This window comes from Dyella halodurans, from assembly GCF_026283925.1.
Lineage (GTDB): Bacteria > Pseudomonadota > Gammaproteobacteria > Xanthomonadales > Rhodanobacteraceae > Dyella > Dyella halodurans.
Genome location: NZ_JAPDPF010000006.1, coordinates 148300 through 161488 on the forward strand (window position 1 = coordinate 148300; position 13189 = coordinate 161488).

Here is a 13189-nt window from a genome sequence, read left to right on the forward strand (position 1 = left end):
TTTAACTTACCACCAATTGGTAAGTTAAAGGCACTGAAGCGATGACGCGCACTGAAGAACTTCTCTTCGATCGGTACGGATCTCCGTTGCTGCCATTGGATGCAGTTGCCGAAATCCTGGGCAGAAGTACAAACGGGCTGAGAGTGTCTCTTTCCAGCAACAACGAAATGGCCTGCAAGCTTCGCTCAGCCAAGGTGAAACTGGGCAGGCGAATCTACTTCCGCATGTCTGAAATCGCTCGTTTGATCGACGAGGCGTGACGAACTGCCATGAGTGTCAAAGCCATGAGCTGGGCGTGGGAGCAAAAGCTCCCTCCGGGGTCCAAGGTGATCCTGTTGGCGCTGGCAGATGCGGCGAATGAGGAGAGCCGCTGCTGGCCCAAGGTTAAGACGATTGCCAAGAAGTGCGGCGTCTCTGGCCGCACTGTGCAACGCGTGTTGAGAGATTTCGAAGCTAGCGGCTTGGTATCAGTAACCAGGCGTTACTTTCCGGGAGGCGGACAAACGTCGAACAGCTATTTACTCGGATACGGCGATCCCTCTGACAATCTGACACCCCCTTCCCAAGGCCTCTCCCGGGGTGACACCGGTGGCGCACTCCCTCCGACAAAGCATTGTCAGAAGGGGGACGACACATCGATGTCGCACCAAGAACCCAAACAGAACCAAATAGCTGAACCACCACTACAACGACGCGGCACTGCCGACTGCGCAACGTCAACACTGGAATTACCCACCGGCCTGTCAGGCGCTGAACTTAGCGATCTCCGGTCGCTGCTCGTCGACGTACCAGGCACTGACGCACAACTCTTGCTAGACGAACTGGCGGGTGTGTTAGCTGACGGCCGCACAATCAAAACGACACCCTTGCGGTGGTTTAAGGCTCTTCTCAGGCAATACAAAGCCGGGCGATTTGTACCAAATAGTGCTATCGATATCGCGCGACGCCGTCAATGTCTCAAGGAGCGCGTGAACCTGCAGAAGGCTGCCCAAGGGCCCCGCGCTAGTGACGAGGTGGTGAGTCAACATATGGCCGCTATCCGCAGCATCGTCGGCCTCGGTTAGAGAAGCCGCTCGATGCCTAAACGTACATTTGCCTTTACCGAGAGGCACTGCTCATGACGCCCACCTGATCCAGCTAGTGGAACATAAAGAGACGTGTCACACGCCACCTGATTTCTCGGGTAAATCCGCGTCATGGTGCGATTGACGTTGTGCCACAAAGGCCAAGTCCAGTGGCACAGGCTGAGCCACGCATTGAGAGCCAAGAATGCAAACCAACAGAGCTAAACCATCGGCGGCACGCACCCTGAAGGCCCGCGTTAGCGATGCCGCCTTGCTTGATAAGGTGACCGCCATCAAGAAAGCGAACGGACTGAACGATTCGGATCTGCTGCGTGAGGCACTTCGCGACTACGTAGACCGCGAAAGGATGCGCGATGAAATAGCAGCAATGGACCAACGATTCGGCGCAACCGTGGATCGCCTGATCAAAATGCAAAGGGTAATGCGCGCAGAAATAGGGGTCCTCGTCGCCTTCATGCACGAGTTTTCCGGGCTGTATCTATTCCACACGATGGAGCCCCCGGTAGATGTTCGCCAAGCCGCCGCGGCAGATGCGGCGCGACGCCATGAGATCTTCATGCGACGCGTGGAGGGCGCTTGGACAGGCGGCAATCCGCTGGAAAGCTTGGCATGCGGGGAGGAACGCCAGTGAGATCCTTGTAGCTGCGCTGCATCAGGTCTATGCGCGGTAACCCCACCCAAATTTGCGTTGCACGCAAATTTCGCCTCCTAAGAGGCCCCTGCAAGGAGGGAGGCGATAAAAAAACCCGCCTATTTGCGCTTGCCACGGAGCGATCCGTGATAGAGGCGTGGCGGGTGTGATGGAACCCATCTTACCAAAGCTACGGGAGATCCGCTGGCTTTGGTGAAGGTGAATCAATCGCCCAAGTCAAATTTGCGACTGTCGCAAATATCCCCGTAAAGATTGGGTTCGAGGATGAGCAACCTAGCGAACGGTCTCATCGGGCTGATCGCCAGTGCCTTCGCACTTGTCGACCCATCGCTTCCAAATTTGCGACTGTCGCAAATTTCTCCTCCATACTCGGGTCCAACGACTGCGGATTACGGCGATGGCTGAGCAGAGTTCCGATACGGTCATGACCCTTCTGGATAGGGGGTTAAGCTCACAGCGGATCCAGCGGTCTGGAGCCCGCGGGTGCCACTATGGCCAGTCGACGGGATAAATGGAGATGTGTATGCCCCACCGCAAGCACAGTGAGCTCAACGAAAGCCTGGCGCTCATATTTGAGGGAATACGTCGCCTGAAGGCGGCGTTTCCGAATCGCGAATTCACCATCGATGGTCGCTTGGTCGGAGACATCGGCGAGGTGATTGGCGAGCTAGAGTATGACCTCATACTAGATGAGGTCTCCCAGCCCGACCATGACGCTACGACCTCCAACGGTCGAAAAGTCCAAATCAAGGCCACCTTTCAACAGGCGCTCACCTTCAAGTCCACGCCGGACTATTACCTCGGCTTTAAGCTCTACCGGGATGGCACGTTCGAAGAAATCTTCAACGGCCCCGGAAGCCTCATCGAGCAGAGGTACGCACATCGCAAGGGCCTAGGGACGAAGCTTCTATCCTTTCCGAACTCAGAGCTGCGAAAGCTCTCGGAGGGAGTTGCACCAGGAGAGCGGATCCCGAAGCGACAGAGTAAATGGGCGACAGAGGCGAACCAGCAGGACGGCATGGCCTGTGTAGTGGGAATTTGAAGAAAGACCACCAGCTCGTCCAGTCGAAAAGGAGTTGCCGTGAGCAGAGCCTCGGAAAAGCAGCTCGATGCTGCGCTTGACGCGGAACTGAAGTCCAATCCAGGTTTTGCCGACTGGTTTGTCAGCCGCACCAAGTTCGCTGGACTCGGGGCGACATACCTCTGGTCTCGTTCCAACCATCCGTGGGGCTCCGTCGCGCACGCGACTGTCGACGAAGCGACTGGTCAAACGGTTACGTCCATCAAGGAAAGCGAGACAGATGTGCTCGTGGTCTTCGAGACTCCTGATGGTATGCGGTTTGCGCTCCACATCGAAAACAAGACCGCGGCGGGATCGTTCGAGCCTCTTCAGCCCGAGCTCTACGCTCCCAGGGCGCGACAGTGGATGGGCAACCCAAAATATAGGAGTTACACCGACTATGAGACTGTTCTAGTCGCCCCCAAGGTCTTCTATGCGAGAAATGAGGCCGCGTGCGGCTTCTTCGATAGGTACGTGTCCCATGAGGAAATCGGACTGTTCATTCCGCTGTTCGCGTAGTCCCGGGACCTCGTTCACTTCGTTCCACTCGAACCACTAGGGCATCTTCTTCACCGCCAAATTTGCGACAGTCGCAAATTTCGAGGCCACAACCACGCTTGTGCGCGGACGGCGTTGCACGGCCGGTCGAGAATCAGCAGCAACAGCAGCGGGACATGTCGCGATGAAACAGGCTACCGACCCCCGCGCCTAGCGCGCGGGTCGCTTCCCGGCATCGCGCGAGCCAGGGCAGTACCAGCCATCCTCGCCGGCCAGGTCGGGAAGGTCGCTCGTGTCGATGCCGCTGTCCCGCTTCGCGGCCAGCCGCGCCTTTGCCTCGGCGCTCAGACTGACCGGCTTATCCGGGTCCAACGTGTACCTCACGGTTTTCCCGTCCGACATGGTGACGATCCTCATTCGTGTTTCAGGGCGACAAGCTCGGCCAGGCTGATTTCCCCGGCGATGTAGCGCCGGGCGCGGTCCTTGGTGGCATCGTCAACCTTGAGCCCTTCCAGCTCCGCCGTGGCCACCGCGCAATTGAAGTATTCCTGACGGCGTTGCCGTTCGGCGTCGCTAATTTCGATCACATCCAGCCCGCCGCCTGGTAGCGTGCGCACCAGGTTGTCCTGATCGTCCAGGCCCACGTAGCCTCCTTCATCGCGCATCTTGGCGGCAAGGGCGTCCGATTCGGGGTTCGGCCCCATCATCCGTACCGCAAACAGATCCATGAAAATTCTCTGCTCGTCGTCATTGAGCTGGTCGGCGTCGAATTCCCCGCGCAATGCCGCCTCTACTCGCCCTAGCGCGCAACTAGCTTCATTTCGCATGACGTGCCTCATCGGAATTGGCATGTTGAACCGCGTTAGAGATATCGCCCCTTTGCCACGTCATACCCCCGTGAGCCTTCCGGCATTAGAAAGCGCTATTGAAACCCTGCATACCTATTGGACATGGGGCTCGTCGCCATTGATCCAATCACGCTCTTTCCGATCCAAAGGAAGATGTCTACCTTTTCCGCAATGAATCAAGGCGTCCCACTAGATCCTCCGCTCGAAGGTGAGTGTAACGCTTCAACATTTGCATGGACTTGTGGCCACTGATGGCTGCAACCTCCTGATCGCTGAGCCCACCCTCAACCAGTCTGCTCACAGCCTCGTGACGCAAATCGTGAAATTTCAGGTTGCTCACACCCAGCTCGGACTTGATCGTCAGCCAAGCCTTGTTGAAGTTGTAAGGTCTGCGCCTCCCATCTCTACCTGGCTCTCCGAAGAAGACCAAATCGCAGTCCTTCGGCCGCACAGGATTCGCCAGGGCCGCCGCTAGCACCTCTTTGGCGTGCTGCGTCAGCGGAACGGTGCGTGCACTGTCGTTCTTCGTTTTGCTCAGACGGACAATTCGACGATGCAGATCAATCTGCCCCCTAGTCAGTCCTGTGATCTCCGATGATCGCATTCCAGTCTCGAGCGCCACATCGAAGATCCAGCGAAGCATGGGGTTCGAGTGCGCAGTGACCGCCTTGCGCAACCGCCGCTCTTCTTCTTTTGAAAGGCGACGATCGCGGCCTTCGCCGACGCTGGGCTTCCGAATGTTGGCAACAGGGTTTTGGACAAGACCTATTCGCCACTCGCGGATAGCCGTCGTAAATAAGTGGCTTGCCAAAGCCAACTCCAGTCTGACGGTATTGGGCTTCTTGCCTTCTCCTAGCCGATGGTCGCGATAGCGAGCGACCAAGTCGGCATTGACTGCTGCCAACGAGTACTTCCCGAAAAATAGGCGGAGCGAGACGGCTTTTAGCCGCTCAGCACGCTGCGTGGTTTCCTTCTTCGTTGGGGTGACTTCTGCGAGGTAGCGGTCGAGCGCCGTTCCAAATGTCATGCGCTCAGATGGCGCGCGCTCGATGAAGACGCCACGGACCATTTCGTCTTCTGTGCGGCGCGCCCAATCTTCTGCATCACGCTTGGTTCGAAAAGTCTTCGCAGATGTCGGCCATCCTTGTTTGCGGATGACTGCTTTCCATGTGCCAGAGGGAGTCTTTACGAGGGTCGCCATGGTACGCCGCGCTTCAGTGGTGTACTGAAACTGTACCTCGGACCAAGGGACTTGCAAGTGGATTTCCGAAAAACCCTTAAATTTATGGTGGGCCCACCAGGATTCGAACCTGGAACCAAAGGATTATGAGTCCTCTGCTCTAACCGTTGAGCTATAGGCCCTTGCTTGCGCCGGCGCCTGAAGGCCGGTGCGGGAGGCCGCACATGGTAGCTTTGTTGGGGCTTTGGCGTCGACCTGGCGGGCTGGCGGATGGCCTGGGGACTGGGCTGCCCCGCTGCCGGGAGGTCGGTTTCTGGGCCCGGGTGACGTAGACTCGCCGGCAGCGCGCCCGGGAGCGGGCGCATTGACAGGAAGGCTCCATGCGCGAATTGATTGAACGTTACCTTGGCGCGTACAACCGCATGGATGTCGACGGCATGTTGGCGACCATGCACCGCGAGGTGGTGTTCGAGAATTACACGGCCGGCGTGCTGAGCGTGCGCACGCAGGGCGTCGATGAGTTGCGCCACCTGGCGGAAAGTTCGCGCTACCTGTTCTCCGCACGTCGCCAGGTGATTCTTGCCTACGAGGAACGCGAGGGCATGGCGACGGTGCATATCCTGTTTGATGGCACGTTTGCCGTGGACCTGCCCAACGGCGTGCGTGCAGGGCAGTCGATTACCTTGGGTGGGCGCAGCGAGTTTCGCCAGCGCGATGGGTTGCTGGTCTATATCGCTGACTACAGCGAGTAGCCCGCGGCGCGTGCGTCGGCCTTGAGCGCATCGTGCTCGGTTCGGCGCAGTAGTGCGTTGCGCCAGTGTTGTTGCTGTGCGGGCGTAGCATCCGCCAGCCATTGCGGCTTGCTTGCTACCAGGGCGGCCACGGGTACGCCGTCTTCGTAGAGCACACGCGTGCCGACCAGCGCCGGTAGTTTGTTGCCTGCCAGTACGGTGCCTACCAGGTTGAGTGGGTCGCATCCGCTGACGCAGGCCAGCTCGCCTTGCGGTTCGGCGCTGCGGGTGGCGCGCAGGCGGGCGATGGCTTCGGGTAGCGCGAACTGTTCGCCGACCAGACCTTCCACGAAGCGGCCGCCGCGGATTTCGCCGCGGGCTTCCAGGCGGTGGTAGACGCGGAGGAGTTCGCGCCAGGTGGGGAGCCAGGGGGCTTCGCGTTCCAGGAGTTTCCAGAAGACGACGCCGTAGCGGCGGAGCAAGGTGCGGGCGATGTGTTCGATGGGGTCTGGGGTTTCGGCCGTTGTCGCGGATTTTGGCGAAGGGCCAGTGCCTCCTGCCGCAGAGTTCAGCGCGCTCGCGAGCACCCGCCCCTCATCTGCCCTGCCGGGCATCTTCTCCCCGGAGGGGAGAAGAATTTGGTTCTTTACCCTTGACCAACGACCTGCGTCTTCAATACCGGTAAGCATGTGGCGGCGTAGCCGGCGGTGGCGGTGGGCGTCGCGTTTGGCGGCGGGGACCAGCAGGGCGCGTAGGCCGGCGAAGCTGTCGGCGGTGATGCGGCCGGCGGCGACGAGTTCGCCGAGGGCGTCTTCGAGTTCGGTGCGTAGCAGATGCGTGGTGTGGAGCAGTTCGTCGAAGAACAGCGCGCCTTCGTCACGCAGGGCATCGAGGACGGCTTGGGCGCGTGAGGAGATCAGTACGTCCTGGACGTTGTCGCCGCCGGACGCGGCGGCGGTCCAGATGGGCAGACTGCGGCGTGGCAACAGGACGATGGGTGTGGCGCGCACGGGGCCGCCACCGCCGCCGCTGCCGGTGCGCAGGCGGCTCCAGCTGACACGGCCGGCGCGGCAAAGGTCGTCGAGCCAGCTGATGGCGTAGTCGTCGATGCGCGCGGGCAGCAATTCGGCTTCCCAGGCGCCGGCCGCGGCTTCGAAACCTTCGAGTTGGGTGAGCACGGCTGGCAGTGCATCGGGGCCACTCAAGCGCGAGCCTGGCGCCACGTGTTGCCAGTCGAACAGGAAGCGCATCAGGTCGCGCCGGCTTACCGGCTCGATTTCGCGGCGCAGGCGGCCGATGGTGTAGCGGTGGATGCGGGCCAGCAGGTGGCGTTCGCACCATTCGACCTCGGACGCTTCGGGGGTGAAGCGGCCTTGCATGACGTAGCCTTCGGATTGCAGGCGGATCAGGGCGAGGTCGATGTCGGTGGTGGGGACCTGGATGGCTGCGGCGAGTTGGGCCACGGTGATGGGGCCGAGTCCGCTTAGGCGGCTGCGGACGAGTTCTAACAGGGCGTCTTCGCGGGTCCAGGTTTGGGTGGCGAATTCGTTTGGTGCGGTGATGGGTGGTTCGAGCGTGGCGTTGGGGTGGATGGAGTGCCACAGCGGGAGTTTTTCTGCGGTGGTCCAGGTGGACTGAGGCAAGAGTGGCCCCTCACCCCGGCCCTCTCCTCGCTCCTCAAAGCCGGCGCCATCCATGGCGCCTCCCCGCGTACCCCTCCGGGGAGAGGGAGTGAAGAGCGTCGCGCGGTGGGACTTGGCCAGGGCGTTTAGCCAGTTGCTCCAGCCTTCGTTGTTGTTGGCTTCTTGTTGCGTGATACCGCCGAGGACGCCGAGGGCTTCGTGCATTTCGTCGGTGCTGCGTACTTGCGGCCACGCCTCTTCGCGTACGGCGGCGATCGCTTCCGGATCGAGGCGACCCAGATCGTCGGCGCTGTCGGCGTCGGTCCAGCGGCGTGACTGCACGGCCTGGGTGCGGCGTTCTTCCAGCGGCGCGTCGTCGAGGAAGGCGTAAGGGGCGGCGTTGAGTACTTCGCCGGCCAGGGGGCTGGGGGCGGCGAGGTCGCGGGCGACGACGGTGATGGAGCCGTCTTCCAGGCCATGCAGGATGTGCAGCAGGCCATCCACGTCCATCGCTTCGCGCAGGCAGTCGTGCAGGGTCTGGTTGACCAGCGGGTGGTCGGGAATGTCGCGTTCGCCGACGATGTTTTCCAGACAGGCGACCTGATCGGGAAACACGGCGGCGAGCAGGTCTTCGCTTTTCATGCGCTGCAGTTGCGGCGGCACTTTGCGACCGCCCTGGAAGCGCGGCAGCGCCAGCGCCGTGGTGGCGTTCCAGCGCCAGCGCGCGGGGAATAGCGGTGCATCCAGCAGGGCCTGTATCAGCACGTGCTCGGCCGAGCCGGAGTGCAGGTAGCGCGCCACTTCTTCCAGCGGGAAGCTGTGGCTGGTGGACAGCGACAGCACGATGGCGTCTTCGGTGGCGGCAGCCTGCAGTTCGAAGTTGAACTGGCGGCAGAAGCGCTTGCGCAGCGCCAGGCCCCAGGCGCGATTGATGCGGCTGCCCCATGGCGTGTGGATGATGAGTTGGGTGCCGCCGGATTCGTCGAAGAAGCGTTCGAAGACCAGGGTGTTCTGCGTGGGCAGCACGCCGAGGGCGGCCTTGGCGGCGGCGAGATAGTCCGCAAGTTGCTGGGCGGCGGCTTCGCTCAAGCCCAGCGTGTGTTGCAGCCAATGCATGACGGCGGGCACGCCGCCTTCATCGAGACGCGTGGCGATTTCCTCGCGCAGGCGCGAGACGCCGTGCGAGAGCTCGGCGGTGCGGCCGGGCGCTTCGCCGAGCCAGAACGGGATATTCGGCGGCACGCCTTGCGCGTCTTCCACGCGCAGGCGATCACGCTCGACGCGCTGAATGCGATAGCTGGTGTTGCCGAGCTGGAACACGTCGCCGGCCAGGCTCTCGACGGCGAAGTCTTCGTTCACCGTGCCGATGATCGTGGCTTGCGGTTCCAGCACCACGAGGTAGTCGGCGGTATCGGGAATGGCGCCGCCCGAGGTTACGGCGGTCAGGCGTGCGCCGCGGCGGGCACGCAGTTGGCCATGCACGGCATCGCGGTGGATATAAGCCGCACGTGGGCCGCGCGATGTAGTGAAGCCTTCCGCCAGCATGCGCACGGTGGCATCGAATTGCTCGCGTGTGAGGTCACGATAAGGATGGGCGCCGCGCATCAGGGCGAACAGCGCATCCTCGCTCCATTCCTGGCAGGCCACTTCGGCGACGATTTGTTGTGCGAGTACATCCAGCGGTTGCGGCGGCTGGATCAGCGTGTCCAGTTCGCCACGGCGCACGCAGTCGAGCAGGGCTGTGCATTCGACCAGGTCGTCGCGCGTGGCGGGAAACAGGCGCGCCTTGGGCGTGCCGTCCACCGCATGGCCGGAGCGACCGGCACGCTGCAGGAAGGCGGCGATGGAGCGAGGCGAGCCGAGCTGGCAGACCAGGTCCACGTCGCCGATATCAATGCCCAGTTCCAGCGAGGCGGTGGCCACCAGCACGGAAAGGTCGCCGCGCTTGAGGCGTTGTTCGGCATCGAGCCGTTGTTCCTTGGCGAGGCTGCCGTGATGGGCCGCTACCGCTGCCTTGCCCAGGCGCTCGGAGAGATGGCGCGAGACGCGCTCGGCCATGCGGCGGGTGTTGACGAAGACGAGGGTGGTGCGATGTGTTTCCACCAGCTGGGCTAGGCGGTTGTAGACCAGTTCCCAGCAGTCGTTGGACATCACCGATTCGAGCGGTACGGGGGGTACTTCGATGGCGAGGTCGCGTTGGCGGGTGTGGCCGACGTCGATGATGCATACGTCGTCGCGCGTGGCTGCGCGGCGCTTCGCTTCTACTTCCTCTCCCCTTTGGGGAGAGGATTGAGGTGAGGGGTGAGTGCTTGCGGGAAGGTCGATCGAAGCTCGCTCGAAAGAAGCGTTATCGCTAGATTGGCCCCTCACCCCAGCCCTCTCCCCGGAGGGGAGAGGGAGCGAAGTGCGCGCTCCGATGAGAAACTTCGCCACTTCCTCGATGGGCTTCTGCGTCGCCGACAATCCAATGCGCAGCAAACGCCGCTGGCATAGCGATTCCAGTCGCTCCAGCGAGAGTGCCAGGTGCGCGCCGCGCTTGCTTGAAGCGATGGCGTGGATTTCGTCGACGATGACCGTGCGGGTGCTGCCCAGCATGGCGCGGCCGGATTCGGAGCCGAGCAGGATGTACAGCGACTCCGGCGTGGTCACCAGGATGTGCGGTGGTTGTTTGCGCATGCCGGTGCGCTCGGCGTGCGGCGTGTCGCCGGTGCGCACGGCGGTGCGGATGGCTACGTCGGGCAGGCCCAACTTGGCCAGCTCCTCGCGAATGCCTTCGAGGGGGGCTTCCAGATTGATGCGGATATCGTTGGAGAGGGCCTTCAGCGGTGAGACGTAGACCACGCTGGTGACGTCCGGCAGCACGCCGCCGTTGGCCACGCCCTCGCGTACCAGCGTATCGATGGCGGAGAGAAACGCCGTAAGCGTCTTGCCCGAGCCGGTAGGTGCCGCCACCAGGGTATGCCGGCCGGCGCGAATAGCAGGCCAAGCCGCTTTCTGCGGCGCCGTGGGCGTCGCGAACCTGCCCTGAAACCAGGCCGCGACAGCGGGATGAAAATCGTGCAGGGGCATGGACTTAAGTTTGCACCGGGGCGACCGGCCGGTGTAGCCAAAATGGGGGCGCGGTGGCCATTTGGCAACACGCGACCGACCTCATCCAGCTCTCCATGGGACGTCGCCGGGCGCCGCCCGGCAGTTCAACCACTACCCAGTCGCAGAAACCCGCCCCAGTCGTTCGCCGGGCGACCACGGCGTCCCCTACTTGATGCAGAATTTGGCTTTTACCCAGAAGGCCGCAATGTGAAGCAACCGGGCGACCACGGCAGCGACAGCTCCCAACACCTGACCATGGCCGATGGCCAGCGCCTGTTCGTGCGCGACTGGCCCCAGGCCCGCAGTCAGGATGCGGTACTGATCGTGCACGGCCTGGGCGAGCACAGCGGACGCTACCAGCGACTGGCGATGTGGTTCCGCACGCGCGGCTATGCGGTACGCAGCTACGACCAGCGCGGCCATGGCCAGACGCCCGGCGTGCGCGGCGCCATGCGCCACCACGACGACCTGCTCGAAGACCTGGCCACGGTCTACAACGACTACGCCTCCCACCTGCCCCGCCCACCGTTGCTGCTGGGCCACAGCATGGGTGGCCTGGTGGCGGCGCGTGCCGTGCTCGACCAGCGCATGCAGCCGCCGGCCCTGGTGCTTTCCTCGCCGGCGTTCCGTAGCTGGGAGAGTGTTTGGTTGCGGCGCCTGGCTGCCGTGCTCGCCCGCGTCACGCCAAGCCTGCCGCTGCCCAATGGGTTGCCGTTCGACAAGCTCTCGCATGACCCGCAGGTGGCACCAGCTTATAAGGCGGATGCCTTGCGCCACCGCTGGATCACGCCGCGCATGGCCGACTTCATTTTCCGCGCCGGCGAGCATTCGATTCGCGACTCCTCGCAGCTACACATACCTACCCTGCTGCTGGTGGCCGGCGCCGACCGGCTGGTCGACCCCTCGGGCAGCCGCGACTTTGCCGCGGGTGCGTGGGCGAGCCAAAAGCTCACGACGCGGTATTTCGATGCGCTATATCACGAGTTGTTCAATGAGGCGGAGCCGGCGCGTAGCCAGGTGCTGAAGCAGTTGGGGGATTGGTTGCAGCGGTTGGGGTGAGGTGGGTCACGGGGGGAAGCGTGTGCCGCACCCGAAGGCCGTCATCCCAGCGAAAGCTGGGATCCAGCGACTTGCTTCGATTCGCCACTACCAGTCAGGGCTTGAAAGGCACTGGATCCCAGCTTTCGCTGGGATGACGGTTAGGAGGGGGCGCAGACACTTGGTCTCTGCGGAGGTTCTTGGGGGCCTTCGGAATGACGACAAAGCATCTACTCGGCCCATCGCCAATCACATCCACTCGCGCTTACCCGTGAACGTGATGGTCAGCCATTCCACGCGGATATCGCTGCCCAGCCGCGTGGCGATCTCGCTGCGTACGGCATCCACATCATCCATCGTGCCCAGGGGGCGATGGGGTTCGACCAGGACGTGGATGTCGATGAAGCGCATGCGGCCAATCTTGGCGACGTAGCTGTCGAACCTCAGATAGCCCTGCTCCTTCACCAAGGCCTCCATCACCGTGCGCACGCGGCTGTCCAGCTCGTCCGGTGCCAGCTGCAATACCTCGCGCAAGGCGTGCCACAGGCTTTTCAGCGGCAGCGGCAGCAAGGCGAGGGTAAGCAGAAGCAGGATGGTGGAATCGATATAGCGCGTCCAATGATCGAGCGGACCGCCTTCGATGATGGCGGCGATGGCAAAGCCGATCAGCACGGCGATGCTGATGCAGCCGCTGATCAACCAGCTGCGCATGTCCACCTGCAACAGGACCGAACCCAGCGCGACCGCGTGTCGATGCATATAGAACGCCATGCCCATGCAGAAGACGCCCACGAACGCCACCCAGGCCGCGCCGATACCGAAGGACAGCTCGTGACCACCAGTGAGCAAGTCATGCACGGCGGTAAACGCCGCGTAGCTGCACACGACGGCGAGCACGGCCGAATTGAACACCACGATCAGTGGCTCCAGATGCCAATAGCCAAACTGGAAGCGCCGACTGCCCTCGCTGGCGACCAGGCGGGATACGGCGAGCGAGCCACCGGTCAGCACGGCGTCGACCAGCGAATAGAAACCGTCGAAGGCGATGGCTTGCGAGCGCATGAACAGGCCCGCCACCACGCTTGCCGCACCGATCAGCAAGGCCAGAACGATGGAAAGGCGCAGCTGGCTTTGTTCGCGTGAGGTGTCCATGGCATCCGTCCTGGCCGACCGCGTATTGGCGTGGACACAGCATGGCACGAGTCCTGGCGGAGCATCGGCTCGCCACCGCTGACCACGCCTCTGAAACCGCTACCGCAGCCGGCGTTTCGATTGTGACAATGCACGCGGTTGAGTGGCCGTGAAGGACGCGGCCGATGCTCGAAACGCAGGCTTCGAATGCTCGTGTGTCCCGGAGTGTTCGACACCACGGCGCCTTCACGTTT

At 62.3% G+C, this 13189-nt stretch carries 12 protein-coding genes and 1 tRNA gene; 7 read left to right on the forward strand and 6 right to left on the reverse strand.

The features are described from left to right. Positions 1 to 41: 41 nt before the first annotated feature. The 5 genes from OUZ49_RS13285 (at position 42) to OUZ49_RS13305 (ending at position 3316) form a co-directional block, all read left to right on the forward strand. Complete coding sequence (locus OUZ49_RS13285) at positions 42 to 260, forward strand: DNA-binding protein (RefSeq protein ID WP_266150941.1); 219 nt, start codon at positions 42 to 44, stop codon at positions 258 to 260. Positions 261 to 269: 9 nt separating this feature from the next. Next, the gene (locus OUZ49_RS13290) at positions 270 to 1064 is read left to right on the forward strand and encodes a helix-turn-helix domain-containing protein (RefSeq protein ID WP_266150942.1); all 795 of its coding nucleotides are present in this window, start codon (positions 270 to 272) and stop codon (positions 1062 to 1064) included. 205 nt (positions 1065 to 1269) lie between these two features. Next, on the forward strand, positions 1270 to 1716 hold the full coding sequence (locus OUZ49_RS13295; RefSeq protein ID WP_266150943.1) for a ribbon-helix-helix protein, CopG family: 447 nt from the start codon (positions 1270 to 1272) through the stop codon (positions 1714 to 1716). A 544-nt stretch (positions 1717 to 2260) separates the two neighbouring features. Continuing rightward, a complete protein-coding gene (locus OUZ49_RS13300; RefSeq protein WP_266150944.1) occupies positions 2261 to 2779 on the forward strand; it encodes a DUF6998 domain-containing protein in 519 nt (172 codons plus the stop codon). Between the two features lie 39 nt (positions 2780 to 2818). Continuing rightward, entirely contained in the window at positions 2819 to 3316 is a 498-nt protein-coding gene (locus OUZ49_RS13305) for a hypothetical protein (protein ID WP_266150945.1), read from the forward strand. A 189-nt stretch (positions 3317 to 3505) separates the two neighbouring features. On the opposite strand, the gene OUZ49_RS13310 is transcribed toward OUZ49_RS13305, so the two are convergent. From OUZ49_RS13310 to OUZ49_RS13325, 4 genes are all read right to left on the reverse strand, one after another. Next, positions 3506 to 3697, reverse strand: coding sequence for a hypothetical protein (locus OUZ49_RS13310; protein WP_266150946.1), 192 nt, complete (start codon positions 3695 to 3697; stop codon positions 3506 to 3508). Positions 3698 to 3708: 11 nt separating this feature from the next. Then, the gene (locus OUZ49_RS13315) at positions 3709 to 4077 is read right to left on the reverse strand and encodes an antitoxin VbhA family protein (RefSeq protein WP_266150947.1); all 369 of its coding nucleotides are present in this window, start codon (positions 4075 to 4077) and stop codon (positions 3709 to 3711) included. A gap of 223 nt (positions 4078 to 4300) precedes the next feature. Then, entirely contained in the window at positions 4301 to 5344 is a 1044-nt protein-coding gene (locus OUZ49_RS13320; RefSeq protein ID WP_266150948.1) for a tyrosine-type recombinase/integrase, read from the reverse strand. A gap of 85 nt (positions 5345 to 5429) precedes the next feature. Beyond that, positions 5430 to 5505: transfer RNA gene (locus tag OUZ49_RS13325), tRNA-Ile, on the reverse strand. A gap of 198 nt (positions 5506 to 5703) precedes the next feature. On the opposite strand from OUZ49_RS13325, the gene OUZ49_RS13330 reads away from it, so the two are divergent. Next, positions 5704 to 6075, forward strand: a complete 372-nt coding sequence (locus tag OUZ49_RS13330) for a nuclear transport factor 2 family protein (protein WP_266150949.1) — start codon at positions 5704 to 5706, stop codon at positions 6073 to 6075. On the opposite strand, the gene OUZ49_RS13335 is transcribed toward OUZ49_RS13330, so the two are convergent. Next, entirely contained in the window at positions 6063 to 10745 is a 4683-nt protein-coding gene (locus OUZ49_RS13335) for a DEAD/DEAH box helicase (RefSeq protein WP_266150950.1), read from the reverse strand. The genes OUZ49_RS13330 and OUZ49_RS13335 overlap by 13 nt on opposite strands. 228 nt (positions 10746 to 10973) lie before the next feature. On the opposite strand from OUZ49_RS13335, the gene OUZ49_RS13340 reads away from it, so the two are divergent. Next, a complete protein-coding gene (locus OUZ49_RS13340) occupies positions 10974 to 11825 on the forward strand; it encodes an alpha/beta hydrolase (RefSeq protein WP_323134934.1) in 852 nt (283 codons plus the stop codon). A 228-nt stretch (positions 11826 to 12053) separates the two neighbouring features. Here the strand turns inward: OUZ49_RS13340 and OUZ49_RS13345 are convergent, their stop codons facing one another. Beyond that, positions 12054 to 12956, reverse strand: a complete 903-nt coding sequence (locus OUZ49_RS13345; RefSeq protein ID WP_266150951.1) for a cation diffusion facilitator family transporter — start codon at positions 12954 to 12956, stop codon at positions 12054 to 12056. Positions 12957 to 13189: the final 233 nt, after the last annotated feature.